Below are 19,752 nucleotides of genomic sequence, written 5' to 3' on the forward strand. Positions count from 1 at the left end.
TTGCAGTTTATGGCTGCAAATTAGGAAAAACTGTGTAAACTTCGTTCTTTAATAATCCGCTTCCTCCACCATAATGCTCAATAACTTTTACTTTTTTATCCAGATTTTCACAAAAGGTATTGATGTCTTTTTCAAACTGTTCTTCCAGTCCGGAACTCAGCAGTACAATATCTATATTGGTATTTCTGATGGTATCATAGCATGTATTCTCATCCATTTGGATGGTTGCTTTCCAGCCTTCATTGTTTTCAATGACTCTTTTCAGGGTATCAAGGATCTCCTGATTTTTACCGATGACTAAGAAGTGTAAGGTATTCATTTTTGATTGTTTATTTTATGTTGGTTTGAACACTAAGGGACTAAGATTCTTTTTAATATTTTCTGTTTAAGATTCACAAAGCCGTTCACTTATAAGAGCACAGGGAGATCCGCTACAATATTGTCAGACTGAAGTTATAGGATCTTCTTAATCTAAACCTTAACCTCAACCTTCGATTTACTCTACAAATGCTTGCTTCCCGTGATCTTTAATTCATTTAAATCCAACTGTGACTCTGCTTTCCGGATTTCATCATCACTGTATAGCTTTTCTCTTTTCATAGTAAACAGCTCTTTCCGTTGCAGTGCAAAAATATCCAGCATGATTTCATGATATTCTCTAAGATCATTCTGCCTGTTGGTGCACATTTCAATGGAACTTAAATGATTCTTATGGAGCTTAATGTCATTTTCTATGGTATTTTTAAAGTTTTCAACAAGATTGTTTCGATTAATATTCTTTTGATATTTTTCGTGAAGTGTGTTAAGCGCCAGTTTATCAAGCCTGATCTGAATTCCCGCCTGTTGCTCATGGGAGGGCTGAATGAGATCTATTTCTTCAATTCTAATCAGCCTGATAATTAAAGGAAGCGTAAGCCCCTGAAACACCAGTGTCACAAAAATGACAACAAATGTGATGAAAAGAATCAGATTTCTCATGGGAAATTCCGACTGTCCATTCATCATTACCGGAATTGAAAGTGCTGTTGCCAGCGAAACAACGCCACGCATTCCTGCCCAACCGATAATCAGCGGATTTTTCCAGCCCGGCGTCGGATCTTTTCGTATATTTTTACTGAGCCATCTCGGGATATGGGCTACGGGATAGATCCATAGCATTCTTACCACAATAACAATAGCACTGATGATGAGACCGTATTTTATGCCTTCCGCTAAAGAGGTTTCTCCCAATCCGTGGATGATATCCGGCAGCTCAAGACCTATCAGAACAAACACCAATGCATTCATCACGAAAATAAGGGTATTCCAGACTCCCAGCATGTTGACTCTGGTTGTTCCGGTTTTAAATATTTCATGGGCACGGAACGACATGAATAATCCGCCGCTCACCACCGCCATAACACCTGAAAAATGAAAATGTTCTGCAGAAAGAAATAAAATATAGGGCGTAATTACCGTTAGCGCCGCATCAATAGCAGGAGTTGTAGGCAGAAACCGATGAATGGCATAGAAAACATGCGCCCCGGCAATTCCTACCACTACGCCCATTCCTGCTACAAGAAAAAACTGCCCGGTCGCTTCCTGCATAGAAAATACACCCGTCATAACCGCAGCGAGGGCAAACCTGAAAACAATAAGTGACGAAGCATCATTAATAAGACTTTCTCCTTCCAATATGGCAATGGTGCGTTTGGGAACCTTCAGTCCTTTTAAAACAGTAGTTGCCGCAACGGCATCCGGAGGAGAAACAATACCGCCCAATAAGAAACCCAATGCCAGGGTAAAACCCGGAATTAAAGCCTGTGAAGCAAATGCCACAACCAGTGATGTTAAAAAAACCAAACCGAAAGCTAACAGTCCGATCGTTCTTTTCCATTTCCAGAAGTCGTTCCATGAAGTGTACCAGGCTGCTTCATACAGAAGCGGCGGAAGGAAAATCAGGAATATGATTTCCGGATCCAGCCTTAGCACAGGAACGCCGGGAATAAAGCTGATGCCCAATCCTGCCAATACCAGAAATATGGGATAGGCAATTTTTATACGTTGCGCCAGCATCACGAGGAGCATGACGATTAGGAGTAGGCCTAGTATAAGGAGTAGTTGTTCGTGCATGGTTTTTATTTTTCTATATATTAATTTCTTTTGTTTTAAAACAAAAGAAACAAAAGTTCAAGACTGGAACCTTACGCTAAAAATTTCTTTTACTCTCTAAAAAGTCTAAAACTTGCGCGAGTTCACTATTGGTTCTTCGGTTTTATATTTTTGTCGCGCTTCGGACAGTAGAATTTTCTTTACGTTCGCAAAAGTAATTTTCTTTACGCTTCAGCTTCCTAGGTCGTTTTTTATATTATTGTGAATAAAGATCCTTCGACTGCTTCGTGTTCAGGATGACAGAGTGTATTATGTGACTGTGTCATCCTGAAAGAATCTCAACTTCTTTTAATTACATTTCTTTTGTCTTGAAACAAAAGAAACAAAAGTTCAAGACTGGAACCTTACGCTAAAAATTTCTTTTACTCTCTAAAAATTCTAAAACTTGCGCGAGTTCACTATTGGTTCTTCGGTTCTATATTTTTGTCGCGCTTCGGACAGTAGAATTTTCTTTACGTTCGCAAAAGTAATTTTCTTTACGCTTCAGTTTCCTCGGTCGTTTTTATATTATTGTGAATAAAAATCTTTCGACTGGTTCGCGTTCAGGATGACAGAGTGTATTATGTGACTGTGTCATCCTGAAAGAATCTCAACTTCTTTTTATTACATTTTCTTTTGTCTTGAAACAAAAGAAACAAAAGTTCAAGACTGGAACCTTCCGCTAAAAATTCCTTCTGCTCTCTAAAAATTCTAAAACTTGCGCGAGTTCACTATTGGTTCTTCGGTTTTATATTTTTGTCGCGCTTCGGACAGTAGAATTTTCTTTACGTTCGCAAAAGTAATTTTCTTTACGCTCCAGTTTCCTAGGTCGTTTTTTATATTATTGTGAATAAAGATCCTTCGACTGCTTCGTGTTCAGGATGACAGAGTGTATTATGTGACTGTGTCATTCTGAAAGAATCTCAACTTCTTTTAATTACATTTCTTTGTCTTGAAACAAAGAATTATTATCTGTTATTTTTTCTTTTGTCTTAAAACAAAAGAAACAAAAGTTCAAGACTGGAATCTTCCGCTAAAAATTCCTTTTGCTCTCTAAAAATTCTAAAACTTGCGCGAGTTCACTATTGCTCTATATTTTGTCGCGCTTCGGACAGTAGAATTTTCTTTACGTTCGCAAAAGTAATTTTCTTTACGCTTCAGCTTCCTAAGTCATTTCTAAAAGAACCTTCAATTGCTTTGCTTACAGTTTCACAGATTGTATTATCTAACTGTCTCATTCTGGAAGAATTTCAACATATTTTAAACAATTTTTCTTTTATCCTCTATCCGTCTATTATCTTACGGTCTTTTTCTTACAAATGTATGAATAATGACGTTCTTTCCTTCTTTTCCAGGTTTCTGGTTTTATGACCTTTTCCGACTGTGTCTTCTACCAGGAGGATTTCGCCGGTCTGAAACTGACGAAGCTCTCCGAGTGAGGTTTCTATTTCAACACCTCCATTCAAAAGCACAATGAATTGCTTCTGCGGAGCATGATGGAAATCGTAATCGTAATCTGCAGAAACTTTTCTGAACTGTAATCTTTTAACTTCAAAATTCTCGGATAAATATCCTATTTCACCTTGGTCAATTAAAGGAATTTCAAGATCTTCAAAATGAGATTCTCCTTCTTCATCACTAAATATTCTTGTGATTTTCATGATGTTTCAATTTAAAATAAAAGAGTATAATAGCTTTATCTTTATTTAAACAAAAATCAATGAATTTGCCAGTTCAATTTCTTCCTGATTGATAGAATGTCCAAAATTCTGATAGACTTTTTCGGTAACATCAGCATTCATTTCCCGGAGAATATTAGCCGTTGCATATACCCTTTCTACCGGTACATGAAAATCCGGATTGCTGGTTGCTAACAAAACAGGTGTTTGTGCAAAATCTCCTTTGTAATTTTCTCTGTTGATCTTTTCACCAATTACTCCACCGATAATGGCTGCCGCCCCTCCGAATTTCTGTGCATTTCTTGCTAAAAACTCCAGCGTAAGACAGGCTCCCTGTGAAAATCCGAAGAAGTAGATATTTTCCGGCTCTATACCCTCAGCTAAAGCTTTTTCTACGGTTTTGCCTATGTTTTCAATGGCTGAAGAGAGCCACGGCTCATTCTGTTCCACCGGAGCGATGAAGGAAAACGGATACCAGCTTCCTTTTGTGGCCTGAGGAGCCAGTAATGCATAATCTTTCACATTTAAATATTGCGACAAGCTTAAAATATCCTGTGCGCTTCCACCTCTTCCATGCACCATAATCAGAACTTTTTCTGCTTCATTCAATGGTTTTCCTGCTGTTTTTATATCTAAAATATGAGCCATGACTTATCTGTATTTTTCTGTTGGATAATTAAATTTCGGAAGAACTTCTACTAAATGTTCTCTTTTTTCTTCAAACTGTTGAGGAAGATTGAGATGCTCACCCAATGAAGCGAGTTCCTCATCCACATCAAATCCCGGACCTGAAGTAGCAATTTCAAACAAAACACCACCCGGTTCTTTGAAATATACGGAAGTGAAATATTTACGGTCTTTCACTTCAGTATGTTCCAATCCGAATGTATTGAGTTTTTCAATCATCTCAAGCTGGGTTTGTGCATCTGGTGTAGCGAAGGCAACGTGATGAACCGTTCCTCTTCCGGCAAGTCCTTTCAAAGCATTCGGGGTGCATACAAGATCTACATATTTTCCCGGAGCATCTTCCGCGGCGTATCTGAACCTGTCTGAACTTTCCGCAATAAGCTGATGATTCATCTGGGTTGTGAGCAGCGCTGCAGTTCTTTCATAAGCATCCAGCCATATTTCCACATGGTGAATTCCTTTAATGGCAAAATCTTTTGGGATAAAATGATTGTAGTATCCTTTACGATCATCCTTATCATTAAAAACCAATTCCAGTCCGAGTCCATCAAAATCTTCAAGATAAATAAATACTTCACCTGAGAATCTTTGCTGAGGCTGCTTGAAAGGGATATTAAACTGATTCAGGCGATTCATCCAGTAATCCAGTGCATCCATGGATATGGAAAACGCTGTTGTATTCAGCATACCTTTTCCGTGCCTTCCATTTACCAGTCCTTTTCCGTAGGGAAAAGTCGTCATAATCGTTCCCGGAGTTCCGAATTCGTCCCCGAAATAAAAATGGTATACATCGGAATAATCGAAATTAACCGTTGTTTTAACCAGCCGAAGTCCTAATACTCCGGTATAAAAGTCTATATTTTCTTGTGTGTCGCCTGTGATGGCTGTAACGTGATGAAGTCCTGTGATCAGTTTCATGGTTGTTGAGATTAAGGTTAAGGTTAATAATTATTCTTCTTTTAGCCAGACATCGTTGTACAATTCCGGATTTCTTTTGAACTGGGCATGAACATACGGACACAACGGTACGATTTTAAGATCATTTTCTCTTGCATACGAAACCAGCTTATCCAATAATATTTTGGCAAAACCCTTTCCTGCATATTCTTCGCTGACTTCAGTGTGATAAACGGTCAATTTGTTTCCCATTACTGAAATATCCATTTTTCCGGCTTTGTTTTCGTCTGAAAAAAGCTGTATTTCTCCTCTTACGTTTCCTAAAACTACTTTCGTTGTTTCCATAATGTTTGTTGGTTGTTGGTTGTTGGTTAATTGCTAATTGCTAAATTACTGTGTTTGCTGAAAATGGCTGATGACCTATGATAACTTCGGCAATGCCTCTTCTATTTTTTCACGTAAACCCTCGTGCTGTTTCGGAAGTTTTAAGCTTGTTCCCAACTCGTTTAAAGGTTCATCTACGGTGAATCCAGGATTATCGGTAGCAATTTCGAATAAAACACCGCCCGGTTCACGGAAATACAGTGAATAAAAATAATCTCTGTCGATTTTCGGAGTGATATTCAAACCTGCGGAAAGGACTTTTTCACGGAATTCCATCAACACATTATCATCTTTCACTCTGAAAGCAACATGGTGATTGGTTCCTGCCGCATTCCTTCCCAATAACAATTTATCATTTTCAATAATATCAACCCGGTTGGCAGTTTCAACTGCATCTGTAGCAAAACGGTATCTTTCACCTTCCTGTTTCTGGAGATCATATCCGAAGATATCCGTTAAAACTTTTATGGTGGGTTCTGCTTTTTTTAATGAAAGCGTTACATTGTGAAATCCTTTCAAAGCATTTTCTTCTTTGATGTCTTCTGTTGTCCAGACTTTTCTTTCATCTGTGGAAGATTCGATAAACTGCAGCTGTAAACCATCCGGATCTTTAAATGAAATCAGTTTTTCACCGAATATTTCTCCCTCTTCCGCATTTACATTAAACTGCTGCAGTCTGTTTTTCCAGAAATCAATACTTCCTTTGGGAATTGAATAGCCGATGTGCGTGGCCAATCCCGCTCCGTTTGTTCCTTTTCCTATTCCTTCCCACGGGAAGAAGGTCAGAATAGTTCCGGGTGTTCCTTCTTCATTTCCGAAATAAAAGTGGTAGGTTCCGGGATCATCAAAATTGACAGTTTTCTTAACCAGTCTTACCCCCAATACCTGAGTATAAAAATCTAAATTTCTTTTGGCGTTGTCTGCGATCGCAGTGATATGGTGCAGCCCTAAAATTCTATTGTTCATGTTGTTTAATTTTATATGACAAATGTATGAGCTTATAAAATCCTGCACATTTAACTAGTTTAATAAATGATATTATCCTAAATATCATTTTAAGTTATTATTTTAAATTAATTAGAGGGCTAAATTTAGCTTAGTAAAAATAAACCATTAAAAATCAATATATTAAAATTCGATTAAAAAATATTTTGTAAAAACCCTACTTTTTTAGTAGACTATTGAAAATTTATGTTTTATATTTGCAACCGTAATCAGAAGATAAAAACAATGAATACAGGTTTGAAAAATATTTTCATCATCAAGCATACCATCAGAATAATGATGAAGTATTGCTGTATGCCTGAAATAGAGCATTGTGGTGACTGACCTTACTTTTATATGACATATTTTAAAGGCTTTACCACGTTGTAGAGCCTTTTTTTGTTTAATGAAGCATCGTAATTATGATAGAGATAAAAAATATATCAAAAACCTTCCATCAGAAAAATCAGTCTTTTAAGGCACTGGACCAAATCAGCCTGAATATAGAAAAGGGCGATATTGTAGGAATTATAGGGTTTTCCGGAGCGGGGAAAAGCACTCTGATCAGAACGGTAAATCTGCTTGAAAAACCGGATAAAGGTGCAATCATCATTAACGGAAAAGATTTTACCAGACTAAAATCCAGAGAGCTGGCAAAGGAAAGAAAAAAAATAGGAATGATTTTCCAGCATTTCAACCTTCTTTCATCAAGAACTGTTTCTGAAAATATTGCTTTACCGCTAGAACTTGATGGCGTAAAAAAAGAAGCAATCAGTAAAAAAGTTAATGAGCTTCTAAGTATTGTAGGACTTGAAGATAAGGCCAATGATTATCCTAAAAGCCTTTCAGGAGGTCAGAAACAAAGAGTAGCTATTGCCAGAGCACTTGCCAACGATCCTTATCTCCTGCTCTGTGATGAAGCGACCAGTGCACTGGATCCCGCAACAACATGGTCAATCTTGCAGCTGCTAAGAGATATTAATCAGAGGCTCGGCATTACCATTCTCTTGATTACCCACGAAATGGAAGTCATACGGACGATTTGCGACCATGTTGCTGTTATAGACAAAGGAAAACTTATTACAAAAGGAACTTTAGGTGAAATTATTACACAAAAAGATCAACCCATCATCAAAAAATTTTTAAACTCAGGTGTTATGAATATACCGCAGGAACTCAGTAAAAAATTGCAAAAAGAACCGCAGGAAGGGCTTTTTCCCCTTATAGAAGTAGAAGTGAATGAAGATATTTCCGTTGAAGCACTTCTTTCCATTGTATACGATAAATATAAGATTCCTTATAAAGTTTTAAAGGCAGACGTAGAATATCTGGGAGACACAAATTTTGGTAGACTTCTTCTACAACTCCAGGGTGATGAAGAAGAAAATCAGCAGGCCATTTATTATTTAAACCAGAATAAAATCCAAAACAGAGTAAGAGGTTATGCTTAGTGACACGATAATTACGCTCCTTTCAAAAGGAGTTTGGGAGACGGTTTTCATGACATTTGTTTCCGGATTTTTTGGGTTTGTTTTGGGACTGCCGGTTGGGATTTTATTATTTCTGACTAGAAAAGGACAGCTTTTGGAAAACAGGATTTATAACAAAATCTTATCGGTGCTGGTCAATATCTTCCGTTCAATCCCCTTTATTATTCTGATTGTCTGGATGATTCCTTTCACCAGGAGCCTGGTAGGAACATCTATTGGTGTTAATGCAGCATTGGTTCCGCTGAGTATCGGGGCAGCACCATTTATTGCAAGACTGGTTGAAAACAGCCTGCTGGAAGTTCCTGCCGGATTAATAGAAACCGCCAGAGCATTGGGAGCCAGCCCGTTTCAGATCATCAGGAAAATTCTCCTCCCGGAAGCACTGCCTTCTTTAATCAACAACGCAACAATCACTTTGATAACGTTAGTGGGTTATTCTGCAATGGGTGGAGCGGTGGGAGCCGGAGGACTCGGACAGATCGGCTATCAGTACGGCTATATCGGCTATGATGCGGTCATTATGAACCTTGTACTTGCCTTATTGGTAGCGATTGTATTTATCATCCAATTTTCTGGTGACCGACTGGCTAAACGGTTTGATCATCGATAAAAGGATAATAATTGTCCTTCAAATTTAAGATAATATAATGTGAATGTGAAATAGTGTGGTGGCATTGCAAAACTTTGTCACTGATGGTAAAAGGCGAATTTCCGGGGCATCCTGAGATTAATACCGTTCCGTGATTTTCGCTTTCTTACCATTTAAAAAAGAAAATAATTTACAATGAAAAAAATAAAGATTTTAGGACTGATAACTGTTGGATTATTACTGTCAGCCTGCAATTCCGGGAAAGACAATCCCAATTCGATTAAAGTAGGTATTACCTCCGGACCGGAAAAGGAAATTGCGGAAACTGCCAGAAAAGTGGCCAAAGAAAAATACAACCTTGATGTGGAGCTGGTTGCCTTCAACGATTATGTCATTCCCAATGAAGCCCTGAACAACGGGGATATCGACGCCAATGCTTTTCAGCATGTCCCGTATCTGAGTGAGCAGTCCAAACAGAGAGGGTATAAACTTGCCGTAGTGGGAAATACATTTGTCTACCCGATCGTTGCCTATTCCAAAAAAATAAAAAACATCAGCGAGCTGCAGAATGGAAGTACGGTTGTTATTCCGAACGATCCAACCAACGGCGGCCGCTCTTTATTGCTGTTACAAAAAAATGGTTTGCTAAAACTGAGAGACGGAATCGGTTTATTACCAAAAGTCACTGATATTACTGATAATCCGAAGCAGTTGAAAATTATCGAAATTGAAGCACCACAGCTACCGAGAGTATTGGATGATAAGGAAGTTGTACTGGCGATCATTAACAATAATTTTGCAGCACAGGCCGGACTGGATGCAGAAAAGCAGGGAATTTTAAAGGAAGATAAAAATTCGCCTTATGTGAATGTGATTGTTTCACGAGAGGATAATAAAAATTCTGAAAAAGTGAAGAAGTTTGTAAAAGCTTACGAATCTGATGAGGTAGAAAAAAAAGCAGAAGAAATTTTTAAAGGTGGTGCCGTTAAAGGCTGGAACTAAATATGATAAAAGTTTAATATTAATGCATTTCACAGAAATTAGTTATTGCTAAGAGATTTTTGTTATTTATATATTTTTGCGGCATCATTCTATACAACGGAATGATGCTTTTTTGTTCTCTTTAAGTGAATGGTGAGAAATAACCAATTTCACGAAATTACATTTTCTCAATTTGAGATAATAAAAAAAATTCCTATTTTTGTTTTTAATCTAAAAAGGCTTTTTATGTTAAAGAAAACCGCCATTGTAAGTTTATTTACTTTTATTTCTGCTTCGTATATGGCTCAAAATAATACCATTCCCGTTTATTTAGACGAATCGAAACCTGTTGAACAGCGTATTCAGGATGCTCTGTCCAAAATGACGCTTGAAGAAAAAATTGCGATGCTTCATGCACAGTCCAAGTTCAGCTCTCCCGGAGTACCAAGACTGGGAATTCCTGAATTCTGGACAACCGACGGCCCTCATGGAGTACGTTCTGAAGTAAAATGGGACGAGTGGGATCAGGCCGGCTGGACCAATGATTCAATCATCGCCTACCCTGCCTTAACAGCACTTTCCGCAACGTGGAACAAAAACATGTCGTGGAATTACGGTAAAGCATTGGGTGAAGAAGCCCGCTATAGAAAAAAAGACATTCTTCTGGGACCTGGTGTCAACATTTACAGAACGCCACTCAACGGAAGAAATTTCGAGTATATGGGAGAAGATCCTTTTTTAACCTCAAAAATGGTGGTGCCTTATATTAAAGGTGTGCAGTCGAACGGTGTAGCAACTTCCGTGAAGCATTACGCCCTGAACAATCAGGAAATGTTCCGTCATACCAGCAATGTGATCATAGATGACAGGACATTATATGAAATTTATCTACCCCCTTTTAAAGCAGCTGTAACCGAAGGAGACTCCTGGACAATTATGGGAGCTTATGATATGTACAAAGGACAGTACGCCAGCCAAAACCAATATCTTCTGAATGACATCCTTAAAAAAGAATGGAATTATAAAGGTGTGGTTGTTTCAGACTGGGGTGCGGTAAACAATACCGAACAGGCGATTCACAACGGCCTTGACCTGGAGTTTGGAAGCTGGACCAACGGTTTATCGGACGGGCATTCCAATGCTTATGATAATTATTATCTGGCCCAGCCTTATTTAAAATTGATTAAAGAAGGAAAAGTTGGAACTAAAGAGCTTGACGATAAAGTGACCAGACTTTTACGTCTTGCCTATAAAACCACCATGAACAGGAATAAACCTTTCGGGAATATTGCTTCTGAAGAACATAAAGCCGTTGCTAAAGAAATCGGTGAAGAGGGAATTGTATTGCTTAAAAATCAGGGAAATGTTCTTCCGATTGACATCAATAAAGCTAAAAAAATTGCCGTTATTGGTGAAAATGCCATCAAGATAATGACCGTAGGAGGAGGTTCATCTTCCCTGAAAGTAAAATATGAAACGCTTCCTTTGGAAGGAATTAAAGCGAGATTCGGGAAACAGGCAGATGTGCAGTATGCAAGAGGCTATGTAGGAGATATCGGCGGTGAATACAACGGGGTAAAGTCCGGACAAAACCTGAAGGAAGACAGGTCTCCAGAAGCTCTTCTGGAAGAAGCTGTAGCACTGGCAAAATCTTCTGATTACGTAATTTTCGTTGGCGGACTGAATAAAGCTGATTTCCAAGACAGTGAAGGAAATGACAGAAAAAGCTACGGACTGCCATACAATCAGGATCAAGTCATTTCTGCGCTGGCAAAAGCCAATAAAAACCTTGCCGTAGTTCTGGTTTCCGGAAATGCCGTGGCAATGCCGTGGGTAAAGGATGTTCCGACAATTGTTCAGGCGTGGTATCTTGGTTCTGAAGCCGGAAATTCTTTAGCCGCAATTTTGGCTGGTGATGCGAACCCTTCCGGAAAACTGCCGTTTACATTTCCTGTAAAACTTGAAGATAATGCAGCACATCAGATGGGAGAATATCCGGGGAATAAGGAAGAATTGGCTGCAGGAAAAGGAAAAGACCAGAAAAACCCGATCAATATCAAATACAACGAAGGTATTCTGGTAGGATACAGATGGCACGATACGAAAAAAATCAAACCTTTATTCAGTTTCGGACATGGCTTAAGCTACACGACTTTTGAATTCGGAAAAGCAAAAGCGGATAAAAAAACAATGGCACAGGATGACAAAATTACTTTTACAGTAACGGTTAAAAATACAGGAAAAAAAGCGGGTGCCGAAGTGGCACAGTTGTATATCAGCGATCTGAAATCATCTGTTCAGCGTCCTGCTAAAGAACTGAAAGGTTTTGAAAAAGTATTCCTGAACCCTAGAGAGGAAAAAGAAGTAACCTTTACCATCGACAAAACAGCATTAAGCTTCTTCGATGCCGATAAACACGACTGGGTAGCAGAACCGGGAGATTTTGAGGCTTTAATCGGTAATGCTTCCGATGCTATTAAAACCAAAGTGAAGTTTACTTTAAAGTAGTTTTACCTTATTTATATTTCTAAAACGTGAATGCCCGGAATTTATCCGGGCATTTTTATTATTTAATAGTATCAAATGAGATTATCAAAGATACTTTTAATTAAAATTTTAAACTTCTATAATCAGTTCCTTCTCGTATCCGTTGTACTTTTCCGTGATATAACCGTGTGGATTACAAATAACCTCGGTTTCTCCTATTTTATACCTGCAGGGCATATGAATATGCCCATGGATCCAGTATAAAGGTTGATATTCTAGAATTAAACGCTCAAGATCCGAAGCATAGGCAGAAGTTAGAGGATCCTTTTTAAAATGTTCAGGCACCGATTGAAGGCTTGGAGCATGGTGGGTAATGACTATATTTTGTAATTTTTTAGAATTTTCCAGACTTTCTTTCAGCCATGCTTTTGAAAACTGATGGATTTTATAAATATCAATTGATCTTATTTTTGAATAAGAAGGATCTCGACGGATCATTTTATAGTCGTTCATTCCGTTCTGACAAAGAAAACCGTAATATCTGGGATCTCCGAATACTGAAAAATCTGTCCATAAAGTTGCTCCGTGAAAACGAATACCCTCAATATCAATACTTTCATCTTCCAAGACAAAAATATTGGATTTCGCGGCCGCTTCTTTTATTTTATTTAAAGTTTTAGGATGGGATCCTTTGTAATATTCATGATTTCCGAGCACGTAGATTACAGGCATGTCACGAATGTAGCTTTTAATCCAATCAATTCCTTTGGTTCCCAGATTTACATCTCCCGCCAGTATTACTACATCGCAATTATCAAAAGATAAATCGGTTACTCCAAATTCCTGATGCAGATCACTGATGATTTGTATTTTCATTCTGCTAAAATAAAAAAGAACCGGCATTTTTTGCACCGATTCTTTATTTTATTAAATGTGATCATCAAGATTTTAATGAAGAATTTGCATCATAATGGCTCATTCAGAAAGCTATTCTACAATTATTTCAACCTCTTTTATTTTTATATTTCTGAAAATAAAATATAACAATACTCCCAATGCAGATAAAGCGTATATCATCAGAATAATTAAACTCAAGTTTCCCACTGCCCATTCTGAAGGAAAGATCTGGCTCATTAAAGTCATGAATGACAGTCCGATCCCCGCACCTAAGAAATAACTTGTAGACCCCACACTTGAGGCTACTCCATAATCTGAAGACGCAATATCCTGAACCCCTAACACTGACTGGGCGGTAAAACAGAATGTCATGCCTATCCCCGAAATACAGGCTGCGCCCATTAAAACCAAAGGCAAAAGATGTCCGGTAAATACTGAAATCAGCAGCAATAAAGCGCCTGCTAACATAAAGCTCCACCCGAAAATAGCCATCTGAGCAGAATCCAGCCTTTTTGAAATATGCGGCAAAGCAAATTTGGCAACCAGCGCAGACATGATACTAAATGGAACCAACATTAATCCTGCAGAAGCAGCACTATGATTCATATCTTTCTGGAGCATCAGTGAAATAAGGAACAAAAAGCCTATGAAAAACGCTCCCAACGCAACAAAACCAAGTCCGGATACTTTTAATGATCTGTGTTTCATCAGTGATAAATCAATCAACGGCTGTGATGCTGATCTTAAACGGTAAAATAAGATTGTTAATAATGAAAACGCCATTAAAAAAGAGGAAACAACAGTTACGGTCTGTTCTTGAATATGAATAAGTTCATGTGTTCCGTAGGTAAGACTCAGAAGTCCCAACACCAATAAAACTCCAGATAAAGTGTCTGTTTTTTTTGATTTTTCAATAATGGTATCTTTCGGAAGATAGTAATAAGCAAGTATAAGCGTGACCGCCAAAACCGGAACATTAATAAGGAAAACCCAGTGCCAACTGAGATAAGTACTGATAATTCCGCCTAATGAAAGTCCGCTTCCGGAACCTATGGCAGCAAATGAACTGAAGATCCCCACCGCACGGTTTCTTTCCTGATCCCCCGTAAACGTATTGGTAACGACAGACATCGCAGAAGGCATGATGAATGCAGCACCCAACCCCTGCAAAGCCCGAAAAACAGCCAGCATTTCAAAACCGGATGATAATCCTGCGCCTAAGGAAGTCAGCATAAAAATTAATGAACCCACAAGAAAAATTCTCTTTCGTCCGATTTGATCAGAAAGTTTTCCGCCGATAATGAGAAATCCTCCGAAAAACAGCACATACAATGTTTGAAGCCATTGTACGGTTTCGGTACCGATGCCAAACTGTTCCTGGATAGAAGGAATTGAGAGGTTAACAATCGCGATATCCAGAGCTTCTACAAATGTTCCTGCCGATGCTACCATCAAGATGATCTTTTTTCTGTCCATATAGTTCATTTATGCTGCAAAATTACCATTTGTAGGACATACATTAAAATTTAAACACAAATTAAGAACAAATAATAAAAAATAAATACATTTAAAGAACAATTATTCTTATATTTGATTTTTAATGATATAAAACAGAACATATGGCAACAGAAAATTACATTCCGGACGAAAAAGATTTTGCAATCCTGAGAATTCTTCAGAAAGACGCCAAACTGAGTGTTCGGGATATTGCAGGAAAAATCAACCTGAGTCCTACCCCGACACACGAGCGTATTAAAAGAATGGAAAAATCAGGCATCATTAAAGAATATACAACCGTTGTAGACCGTAAAAAAGTGAATAAAGGCATGATGGTGATCTGCATGATCGCGCTTAATATTCATAATAAAAAAACAGCAGGAAAATTTATAGAAGAGGTTGGTAAACTGAAAGAAGTCGTTGAATTTTATAATATCAGCGGAGATTTTGATTTTATGCTGAAGATTCTGGCTCCAAATATGGATGAATTTCATGAATTTTTCGTGAATAAGCTCTCGGAAATTGAAGGCATCGGACAAACAAAAAGCATTTTTGTGATGAACAGCATTAAAGAAAGTGTACAGATTCTTTAATCATTCTGAAGAATAAATATTATTATCCAAAAATTCTCTACACAAATCCCAAGATATACACGATTTAGAAAAAATATTAATATATTTGAATTGTAAACATGATGAAAACTGCATCAATGGAGACCAACAAAAGAAAAGTTTTAATTATTGACGATCATAGTATTGTGAGGCAGGGCGTTTATCTGCTCATCAGAAAGCATTTCACCAATACCGAGATATTTGAAGCTTCAACATTAAATGACGGTAAATCGATCATTAAAAAGGAGAATATAAACTTCATTATACTTGATATTAATTTTCCTGAAGGCAACAGTTTAAATTTTGTTGAAAATCTTTCCATTGAATACGGCGACAGCATCAAAATACTCATTTTTTCCGCTCTTGAAGAAACAATTTTTGCTTTTAATTTTATTAAAGCCGGTGCACATGGTTTTTTAAGCAAACTTTCTGAACAGGAAGAAATCGTTAGGGCTTTCAGCAAGTTTTTTGAGACAGGTAAATACTTAAGTGACGAACTTAAAGAAAGACTGCTTGATAATATGATCCGGAAAAGCAATGCATCTCCTATTGAAATGCTGTCCATCCGCGAGCTTGAAATTGCAAGACTTCTTGTTGCCGGATTATCCAATAATGAGATTGCTTCCAAACTTTATATTCACAAATCTACTGTAAGCACCTATAAAACAAGGATTTTCGAAAAACTGGGAGTCAACAACATTCCTGCTCTTCTCAACCTTTTCAATCTGAACTGATTACCCGGTAAATGTTAAAATCATTTTTGTTCCTTCCCCTTTTTTACTTTCAATATTAAAGGATACATCAATAAACGGTAAAAGTTCTTTTACGATCTTCATTCCTAATCTGGAACCCGAGAAATCTTCAGCCTGTTTTAGTTTTGAAATCTCTTCTTCCGACATTCCCAACCCTGTATCTTCAATTACCAGGTGATAACGGCACTCGTTGGTAATACCATAAATATAGATAAAACCCTGGTCTGTATATTTAATGGCGTTATCAAGTATATTATGAATGATAATACTCAGAACATCCGGATTACTTATCAGAACATCATTTTTGCCTATATTATTCTGTATTTGTATAGACTTAAATTCAGCAGTATTCGCAAACAGCCGCATCCTTTGGAAAACGAAATCACGCAGCATGATATTTTCCCTGGTTTTATGATTATCGTAAATAAAAATTTTATTGTAATTAATGGTGGAATCTATAAATTCAAGTATCTGCGCGGAAGATTCTTTGATAGAACCGATCACTTTTTTTCATAGCAGTCATCATCAGTATTATCCATAAGAATCTCGGTACTCATATTGATAAATTTGAGAGGGCTTTTGATATCATGGCTTATTGCTGCCACAAGTTTTTTTTGCCTGTAAAGCTGAGCGTAAAGTTCTTCCCGGGTTTTAGACAATGAACCTATGGTTTCTTTCAGTTCTCTGGTACGTTCATCAATTTTAGTATTAAGAATGAGAGACTCTTTTTCTATTTGTTTCAGCCTTATTTTGTAAAACGAGTAAAAAATCAAAAGCAATAGTACAATTGCGGATAATCTGAATAAGACAGTTTCCCAAAAGGCAGGCTTTACAAAGACATGTAATGTTTTGTAATTATAATCGGAAGAAAAATCTTTCAGTTTTCTTACATGAATCTCATGATTTCCGTTAGTAAGTGAGTTAATGCTTATTACCCTGCTATCGGACAATGGCTGCCACTTGTTATCATCAATTCGATATTCGATGTAGTCATTCCCCTGATTACCAAAATTCGTGTAGTCGACGAAAATTTTCACGTAACCGAAATTATTTTCAAGATTTAAAATACCGGAAATATTTTTTTCTTTTTCGTTGATGGCAATTCTGTCTAAGTAATAATCTTTACCAGGCGTAACAGGAAAAGCATTTCTTGCATTAATATATACCATTCCATTCATAGAAGGAAATATGATAGAGCCATTATGCATCAATCCGTTGATATTTGCACCACCGTTGAACTCCAAAGTCAGCAGACCGTCTGTACGGCTGTATTTATGAATATATACAGCGGTATTTCCATGGAGATAATAGTTTAGAAAGTTCTCTTTTTTAACCTGAAACAGGCCTTTATTTGATGAAAGCCAGTAATATCCTATTCCGTCGTCAATTACGCTATGTACCGCTGAAAGTACACTATTTTTTTGTGGTGGTTCGTATATTTTTCCGTCTTTATAAAGATAAAGGCCTTTTCCATAGGTTTGTATCCAGAAAAAATGATCCCCATTGTTGTTAATACTTCTGAAAGTTATATTTTTGATAAGTGTTTTTCGTGTGCTTTTCTTTTCATTGAAAAGGTAAAGTCCGTTGTGTGCGGCAAGAAGCAATTCATCATTATTGACTTGTGTGATTCCTCTTACCGGAACATTGATCGCATAAAATTTTTCTTTTATAATTTTTTGGTTTTCAATGATTATGTAGCCTATAAGGTCTTTATCTGATGCAAGAGAAACCCATATTTTATTTCCTATCGTACTGCTTATACCCCGAACTACCGTATTTTTACCGAAATTCCGGATCGTTTTAGCTTGACCCTGAGCGTAAAGAATGAGACTATGTTCACTTTTCAGGAGAAATTCGGGTTTATTTTTAAGCGGAAGAATTCCGTACGGATCTTTATTCGGAAAAGGAAAAGTTTTCACATATCCGTTGCAATTAAAGATATCGCCATCACCTGTAATCACCTCCTTATTATTATATGGAGTTATAGCATGAAAAATCGTTTTATCAGGAGTGTTATAGGCATTGATAAAATTTTCTCTAACTACTAAAAAGCCTTGTGAAACTGTTCCCAGGATAAGCGTTCTGGTACTATGATCATAATACATACATGTGATCGCAACGTTTTTAACCGTTTTACTGTCGCAGATCTCAGTTGATAATATCGTATTATTCTTATGTTCAATCACATAAACTTTGTTATCATTCCTTATCAGAAGCTGTTTATTAGCTGTATTAATGAAGAACTCAAAATCTTCTTTTTCTGTAATTCCTGTCTGACATTCTTTTATTTCTCCTGTTTTCTCTATTTTTTCGATTAAAGAAGGCTTCCTCATATAAAACAACTGATCTCCCAGAATGAAAAACCGAAAGTAAGTATAACCATTCAAATCTCTAATGAATCGGCTTTTGCCGTCCTTTTGGTAAAAAAGTCTGTAATTGTCGATATAATAAAATTCCTTTTTTGTAATAAAAAAATAATATTTCCCTTTTTTTATTTTTTCAGACGTTTCTTTTAATATTTTCCAGAGGCTCTCTGCACCATGAGGCTTCAATTGCTTAAAAGAAGATGAATTCGTATCAGAGATTACCGAAAATCCCCTGCGGCTGATCAAAGCCGGAATATCTCCCGAATTGTAGAATGTAAACAGCCAGTCGTCATCCGCAGAGCCTTCTATCAGTAGAGTTCTGTTTTCAACCGATGGTAAATTCACATCATATGTCAGAAAATTCTTTCCGTCAAACCGTGCGATACCGTTATCAGTAGAGAGCCATATAAAGCCATATTTATCTTTTACAATTGATTTTATGGTATTTTGGGGAAGCTTACATTCATCAGCATTGTACCATTTTTCAAAATAATTATCCTGTTGTGCGGAGATCCGAACGAATACGAGAACAAGGAACAGTACGCAAAGATATTTCATATTGTGTTATAATAAGACAGTTAATATTTTGTAATACTAATACTACAACAAGTCATACAAATACTTATTAAAATTTAAAATAGTATTACAACTTCTATCTTTTCATAAAAATAACTTTGTGTTTGTAGTTTTACAGTTAACAATAATAGATGTCAACTGTAAAATGTATATCAAAAATACATTTTTTTATGATATTTCACATATTATTTTACCATAATATGCAATTAGTAAAACAATTTAATGAATCAGATATAAAAAATTAAAAACAAAAACCTTGAAAAGCCTAAAAAGCAAATAATGAGAAAAAATTCGGATTCCTGATCATCACATGGCCTGTTGGGCAATTAGATTACTGATAGGCCATTGTTGAAACGGAATAAGAAAAATAAAATCCGGAAGGATTTTTGAAGATGACACCTAAACCCAATGAAAATATTATATGATTTAAGAAGAAACATTTTGATTTTTACCGTTTCCTTATCAAAACTCTACGGCAATCACCAGAATGATTCTTTAAAATCTCAGAGAAAGAAAGTACGATATAAAAAAAGAAAGCATAAATAATAGAAATTTATTGCTGCGAGAAATAAGAAAACATTTCCTTATAAGATTCTAAAACACATAATGATTAATTAAGTATTCAGATATTGCAGAGACTTTTACTCTGCATTTCTGAAACTTAGATGAAAAAACACAAATTCATTAACACATGCATTTTAAGATGAAGATAAAATTATTCCCATACATTAAAAGTTTTCTTAAA

General features: G+C 36.8%; 17 protein-coding genes. 6 read left to right on the forward strand and 11 right to left on the reverse strand.

Translation table 11 applies throughout. From position 1 onward, the window contains the following. Positions 1 to 7 precede the first annotated feature (7 nt). The 7 genes from M0D58_RS05700 to M0D58_RS05730 all read right to left on the reverse strand — a co-directional run bounded on the left by M0D58_RS05700 (position 8) and on the right by M0D58_RS05730 (position 6,743). Positions 8 to 319 (reverse strand): hypothetical protein, encoded by a 312-nt coding sequence (locus M0D58_RS05700; protein ID WP_248394171.1) that lies wholly within the window; start codon positions 317 to 319, stop codon positions 8 to 10. Positions 320 to 501: 182 nt separating this feature from the next. Continuing rightward, the gene (locus M0D58_RS05705) at positions 502 to 2,112 is read right to left on the reverse strand and encodes a Na+/H+ antiporter (RefSeq protein WP_248394172.1); all 1,611 of its coding nucleotides are present in this window, start codon (positions 2,110 to 2,112) and stop codon (positions 502 to 504) included. Between the two features lie 1,331 nt (positions 2,113 to 3,443). Then, on the reverse strand, positions 3,444 to 3,791 hold the full coding sequence (locus M0D58_RS05710) for a cupin domain-containing protein (protein WP_248394173.1): 348 nt from the start codon (positions 3,789 to 3,791) through the stop codon (positions 3,444 to 3,446). Between the two features lie 45 nt (positions 3,792 to 3,836). Then, entirely contained in the window at positions 3,837 to 4,457 is a 621-nt protein-coding gene (locus M0D58_RS05715) for an alpha/beta hydrolase (protein WP_248394175.1), read from the reverse strand. Positions 4,458 to 4,460: 3 nt separating this feature from the next. Next, a complete protein-coding gene (locus M0D58_RS05720) occupies positions 4,461 to 5,414 on the reverse strand; it encodes a VOC family protein (RefSeq protein ID WP_248394177.1) in 954 nt (317 codons plus the stop codon). Positions 5,415 to 5,444: 30 nt separating this feature from the next. Next, a complete protein-coding gene (locus M0D58_RS05725; RefSeq protein ID WP_248394179.1) occupies positions 5,445 to 5,738 on the reverse strand; it encodes a GNAT family N-acetyltransferase in 294 nt (97 codons plus the stop codon). 75 nt (positions 5,739 to 5,813) lie between these two features. Beyond that, positions 5,814 to 6,743: a ring-cleaving dioxygenase gene (locus M0D58_RS05730; RefSeq protein WP_248394181.1), complete on the reverse strand. Its 930-nt coding sequence runs from the start codon at positions 6,741 to 6,743 to the stop codon at positions 5,814 to 5,816. A gap of 440 nt (positions 6,744 to 7,183) precedes the next feature. Here M0D58_RS05730 and M0D58_RS05735 point away from each other — a divergent pair, with 440 nt between their 5' ends. The 4 genes from M0D58_RS05735 (at position 7,184) to M0D58_RS05750 (ending at position 12,329) form a co-directional block, all read left to right on the forward strand. Then, a complete protein-coding gene (locus tag M0D58_RS05735) occupies positions 7,184 to 8,212 on the forward strand; it encodes a methionine ABC transporter ATP-binding protein (RefSeq protein WP_248394182.1) in 1,029 nt (342 codons plus the stop codon). Next, the gene (locus M0D58_RS05740; protein WP_248394183.1) at positions 8,205 to 8,861 is read left to right on the forward strand and encodes a methionine ABC transporter permease MetI; all 657 of its coding nucleotides are present in this window, start codon (positions 8,205 to 8,207) and stop codon (positions 8,859 to 8,861) included. The genes M0D58_RS05735 and M0D58_RS05740 overlap by 8 nt, the downstream gene beginning before the upstream one ends. A 174-nt stretch (positions 8,862 to 9,035) precedes the next feature. Next, complete coding sequence (gene metQ / locus M0D58_RS05745; RefSeq protein WP_248394184.1) at positions 9,036 to 9,842, forward strand: methionine ABC transporter substrate-binding lipoprotein MetQ; 807 nt, start codon at positions 9,036 to 9,038, stop codon at positions 9,840 to 9,842. Between the two features lie 225 nt (positions 9,843 to 10,067). After that, complete coding sequence (locus tag M0D58_RS05750) at positions 10,068 to 12,329, forward strand: glycoside hydrolase family 3 C-terminal domain-containing protein (protein WP_248394185.1); 2,262 nt, start codon at positions 10,068 to 10,070, stop codon at positions 12,327 to 12,329. Positions 12,330 to 12,437: 108 nt separating this feature from the next. Here M0D58_RS05750 and M0D58_RS05755 read toward each other — a convergent pair whose 3' ends face one another. Both M0D58_RS05755 and M0D58_RS05760 read right to left on the reverse strand, forming a co-directional pair. Continuing rightward, positions 12,438 to 13,184 (reverse strand): metallophosphoesterase, encoded by a 747-nt coding sequence (locus M0D58_RS05755; protein WP_248394187.1) that lies wholly within the window; start codon positions 13,182 to 13,184, stop codon positions 12,438 to 12,440. A 111-nt stretch (positions 13,185 to 13,295) separates the two neighbouring features. Then, a complete protein-coding gene (locus M0D58_RS05760; RefSeq protein ID WP_248394188.1) occupies positions 13,296 to 14,681 on the reverse strand; it encodes an MFS transporter in 1,386 nt (461 codons plus the stop codon). Between the two features lie 143 nt (positions 14,682 to 14,824). On the opposite strand from M0D58_RS05760, the gene M0D58_RS05765 reads away from it, so the two are divergent. Continuing rightward, a complete protein-coding gene (locus tag M0D58_RS05765) occupies positions 14,825 to 15,295 on the forward strand; it encodes an Lrp/AsnC family transcriptional regulator (RefSeq protein ID WP_248394189.1) in 471 nt (156 codons plus the stop codon). Between the two features lie 116 nt (positions 15,296 to 15,411). Then, on the forward strand, positions 15,412 to 16,047 hold the full coding sequence (locus M0D58_RS05770) for a response regulator transcription factor (RefSeq protein WP_248394190.1): 636 nt from the start codon (positions 15,412 to 15,414) through the stop codon (positions 16,045 to 16,047). Here the strand turns inward: M0D58_RS05770 and M0D58_RS05775 are convergent, their stop codons facing one another. Next, positions 16,048 to 16,569, reverse strand: coding sequence for a sensor histidine kinase (locus tag M0D58_RS05775; RefSeq protein WP_248394191.1), 522 nt, complete (start codon positions 16,567 to 16,569; stop codon positions 16,048 to 16,050). Further along, positions 16,566 to 18,989 (reverse strand): two-component regulator propeller domain-containing protein, encoded by a 2,424-nt coding sequence (locus tag M0D58_RS05780; protein WP_248394192.1) that lies wholly within the window; start codon positions 18,987 to 18,989, stop codon positions 16,566 to 16,568. The genes M0D58_RS05775 and M0D58_RS05780 overlap by 4 nt, the downstream gene beginning before the upstream one ends. Between the last annotated feature and the right edge of the window lie 763 nt (positions 18,990 to 19,752).

The organism is Chryseobacterium nepalense (assembly GCF_023195755.1).
GTDB lineage: Bacteria > Bacteroidota > Bacteroidia > Flavobacteriales > Weeksellaceae > Chryseobacterium > Chryseobacterium nepalense.

Bases quoted from the DNA above. Each gene is read 5' to 3' on its own strand.
- M0D58_RS05700 (WP_248394171.1), bottom strand. From the start codon at position 319: ATGAATACCTTACACTTCTTAGTCATCGGTAAAAATCAGGAGATCCTT.
- M0D58_RS05705 (WP_248394172.1), bottom strand. From the start codon at position 2,112: ATGCACGAACAACTACTCCTTATACTAGGCCTACTCCTAATCGTCATG.
- M0D58_RS05710 (WP_248394173.1), bottom strand. From the start codon at position 3,791: ATGAAAATCACAAGAATATTTAGTGATGAAGAAGGAGAATCTCATTTT.
- M0D58_RS05715 (WP_248394175.1), bottom strand. From the start codon at position 4,457: ATGGCTCATATTTTAGATATAAAAACAGCAGGAAAACCATTGAATGAA.
- M0D58_RS05720 (WP_248394177.1), bottom strand. From the start codon at position 5,414: ATGAAACTGATCACAGGACTTCATCACGTTACAGCCATCACAGGCGAC.
- M0D58_RS05725 (WP_248394179.1), bottom strand. From the start codon at position 5,738: ATGGAAACAACGAAAGTAGTTTTAGGAAACGTAAGAGGAGAAATACAG.
- M0D58_RS05730 (WP_248394181.1), bottom strand. From the start codon at position 6,743: ATGAACAATAGAATTTTAGGGCTGCACCATATCACTGCGATCGCAGAC.
- M0D58_RS05735 (WP_248394182.1), top strand. From the start codon at position 7,184: ATGATAGAGATAAAAAATATATCAAAAACCTTCCATCAGAAAAATCAG.
- M0D58_RS05740 (WP_248394183.1), top strand. From the start codon at position 8,205: ATGCTTAGTGACACGATAATTACGCTCCTTTCAAAAGGAGTTTGGGAG.
- metQ (WP_248394184.1), top strand. From the start codon at position 9,036: ATGAAAAAAATAAAGATTTTAGGACTGATAACTGTTGGATTATTACTG.
- M0D58_RS05750 (WP_248394185.1), top strand. From the start codon at position 10,068: ATGTTAAAGAAAACCGCCATTGTAAGTTTATTTACTTTTATTTCTGCT.
- M0D58_RS05755 (WP_248394187.1), bottom strand. From the start codon at position 13,184: ATGAAAATACAAATCATCAGTGATCTGCATCAGGAATTTGGAGTAACC.
- M0D58_RS05760 (WP_248394188.1), bottom strand. From the start codon at position 14,681: ATGGACAGAAAAAAGATCATCTTGATGGTAGCATCGGCAGGAACATTT.
- M0D58_RS05765 (WP_248394189.1), top strand. From the start codon at position 14,825: ATGGCAACAGAAAATTACATTCCGGACGAAAAAGATTTTGCAATCCTG.
- M0D58_RS05770 (WP_248394190.1), top strand. From the start codon at position 15,412: ATGGAGACCAACAAAAGAAAAGTTTTAATTATTGACGATCATAGTATT.
- M0D58_RS05780 (WP_248394192.1), bottom strand. From the start codon at position 18,989: ATGAAATATCTTTGCGTACTGTTCCTTGTTCTCGTATTCGTTCGGATC.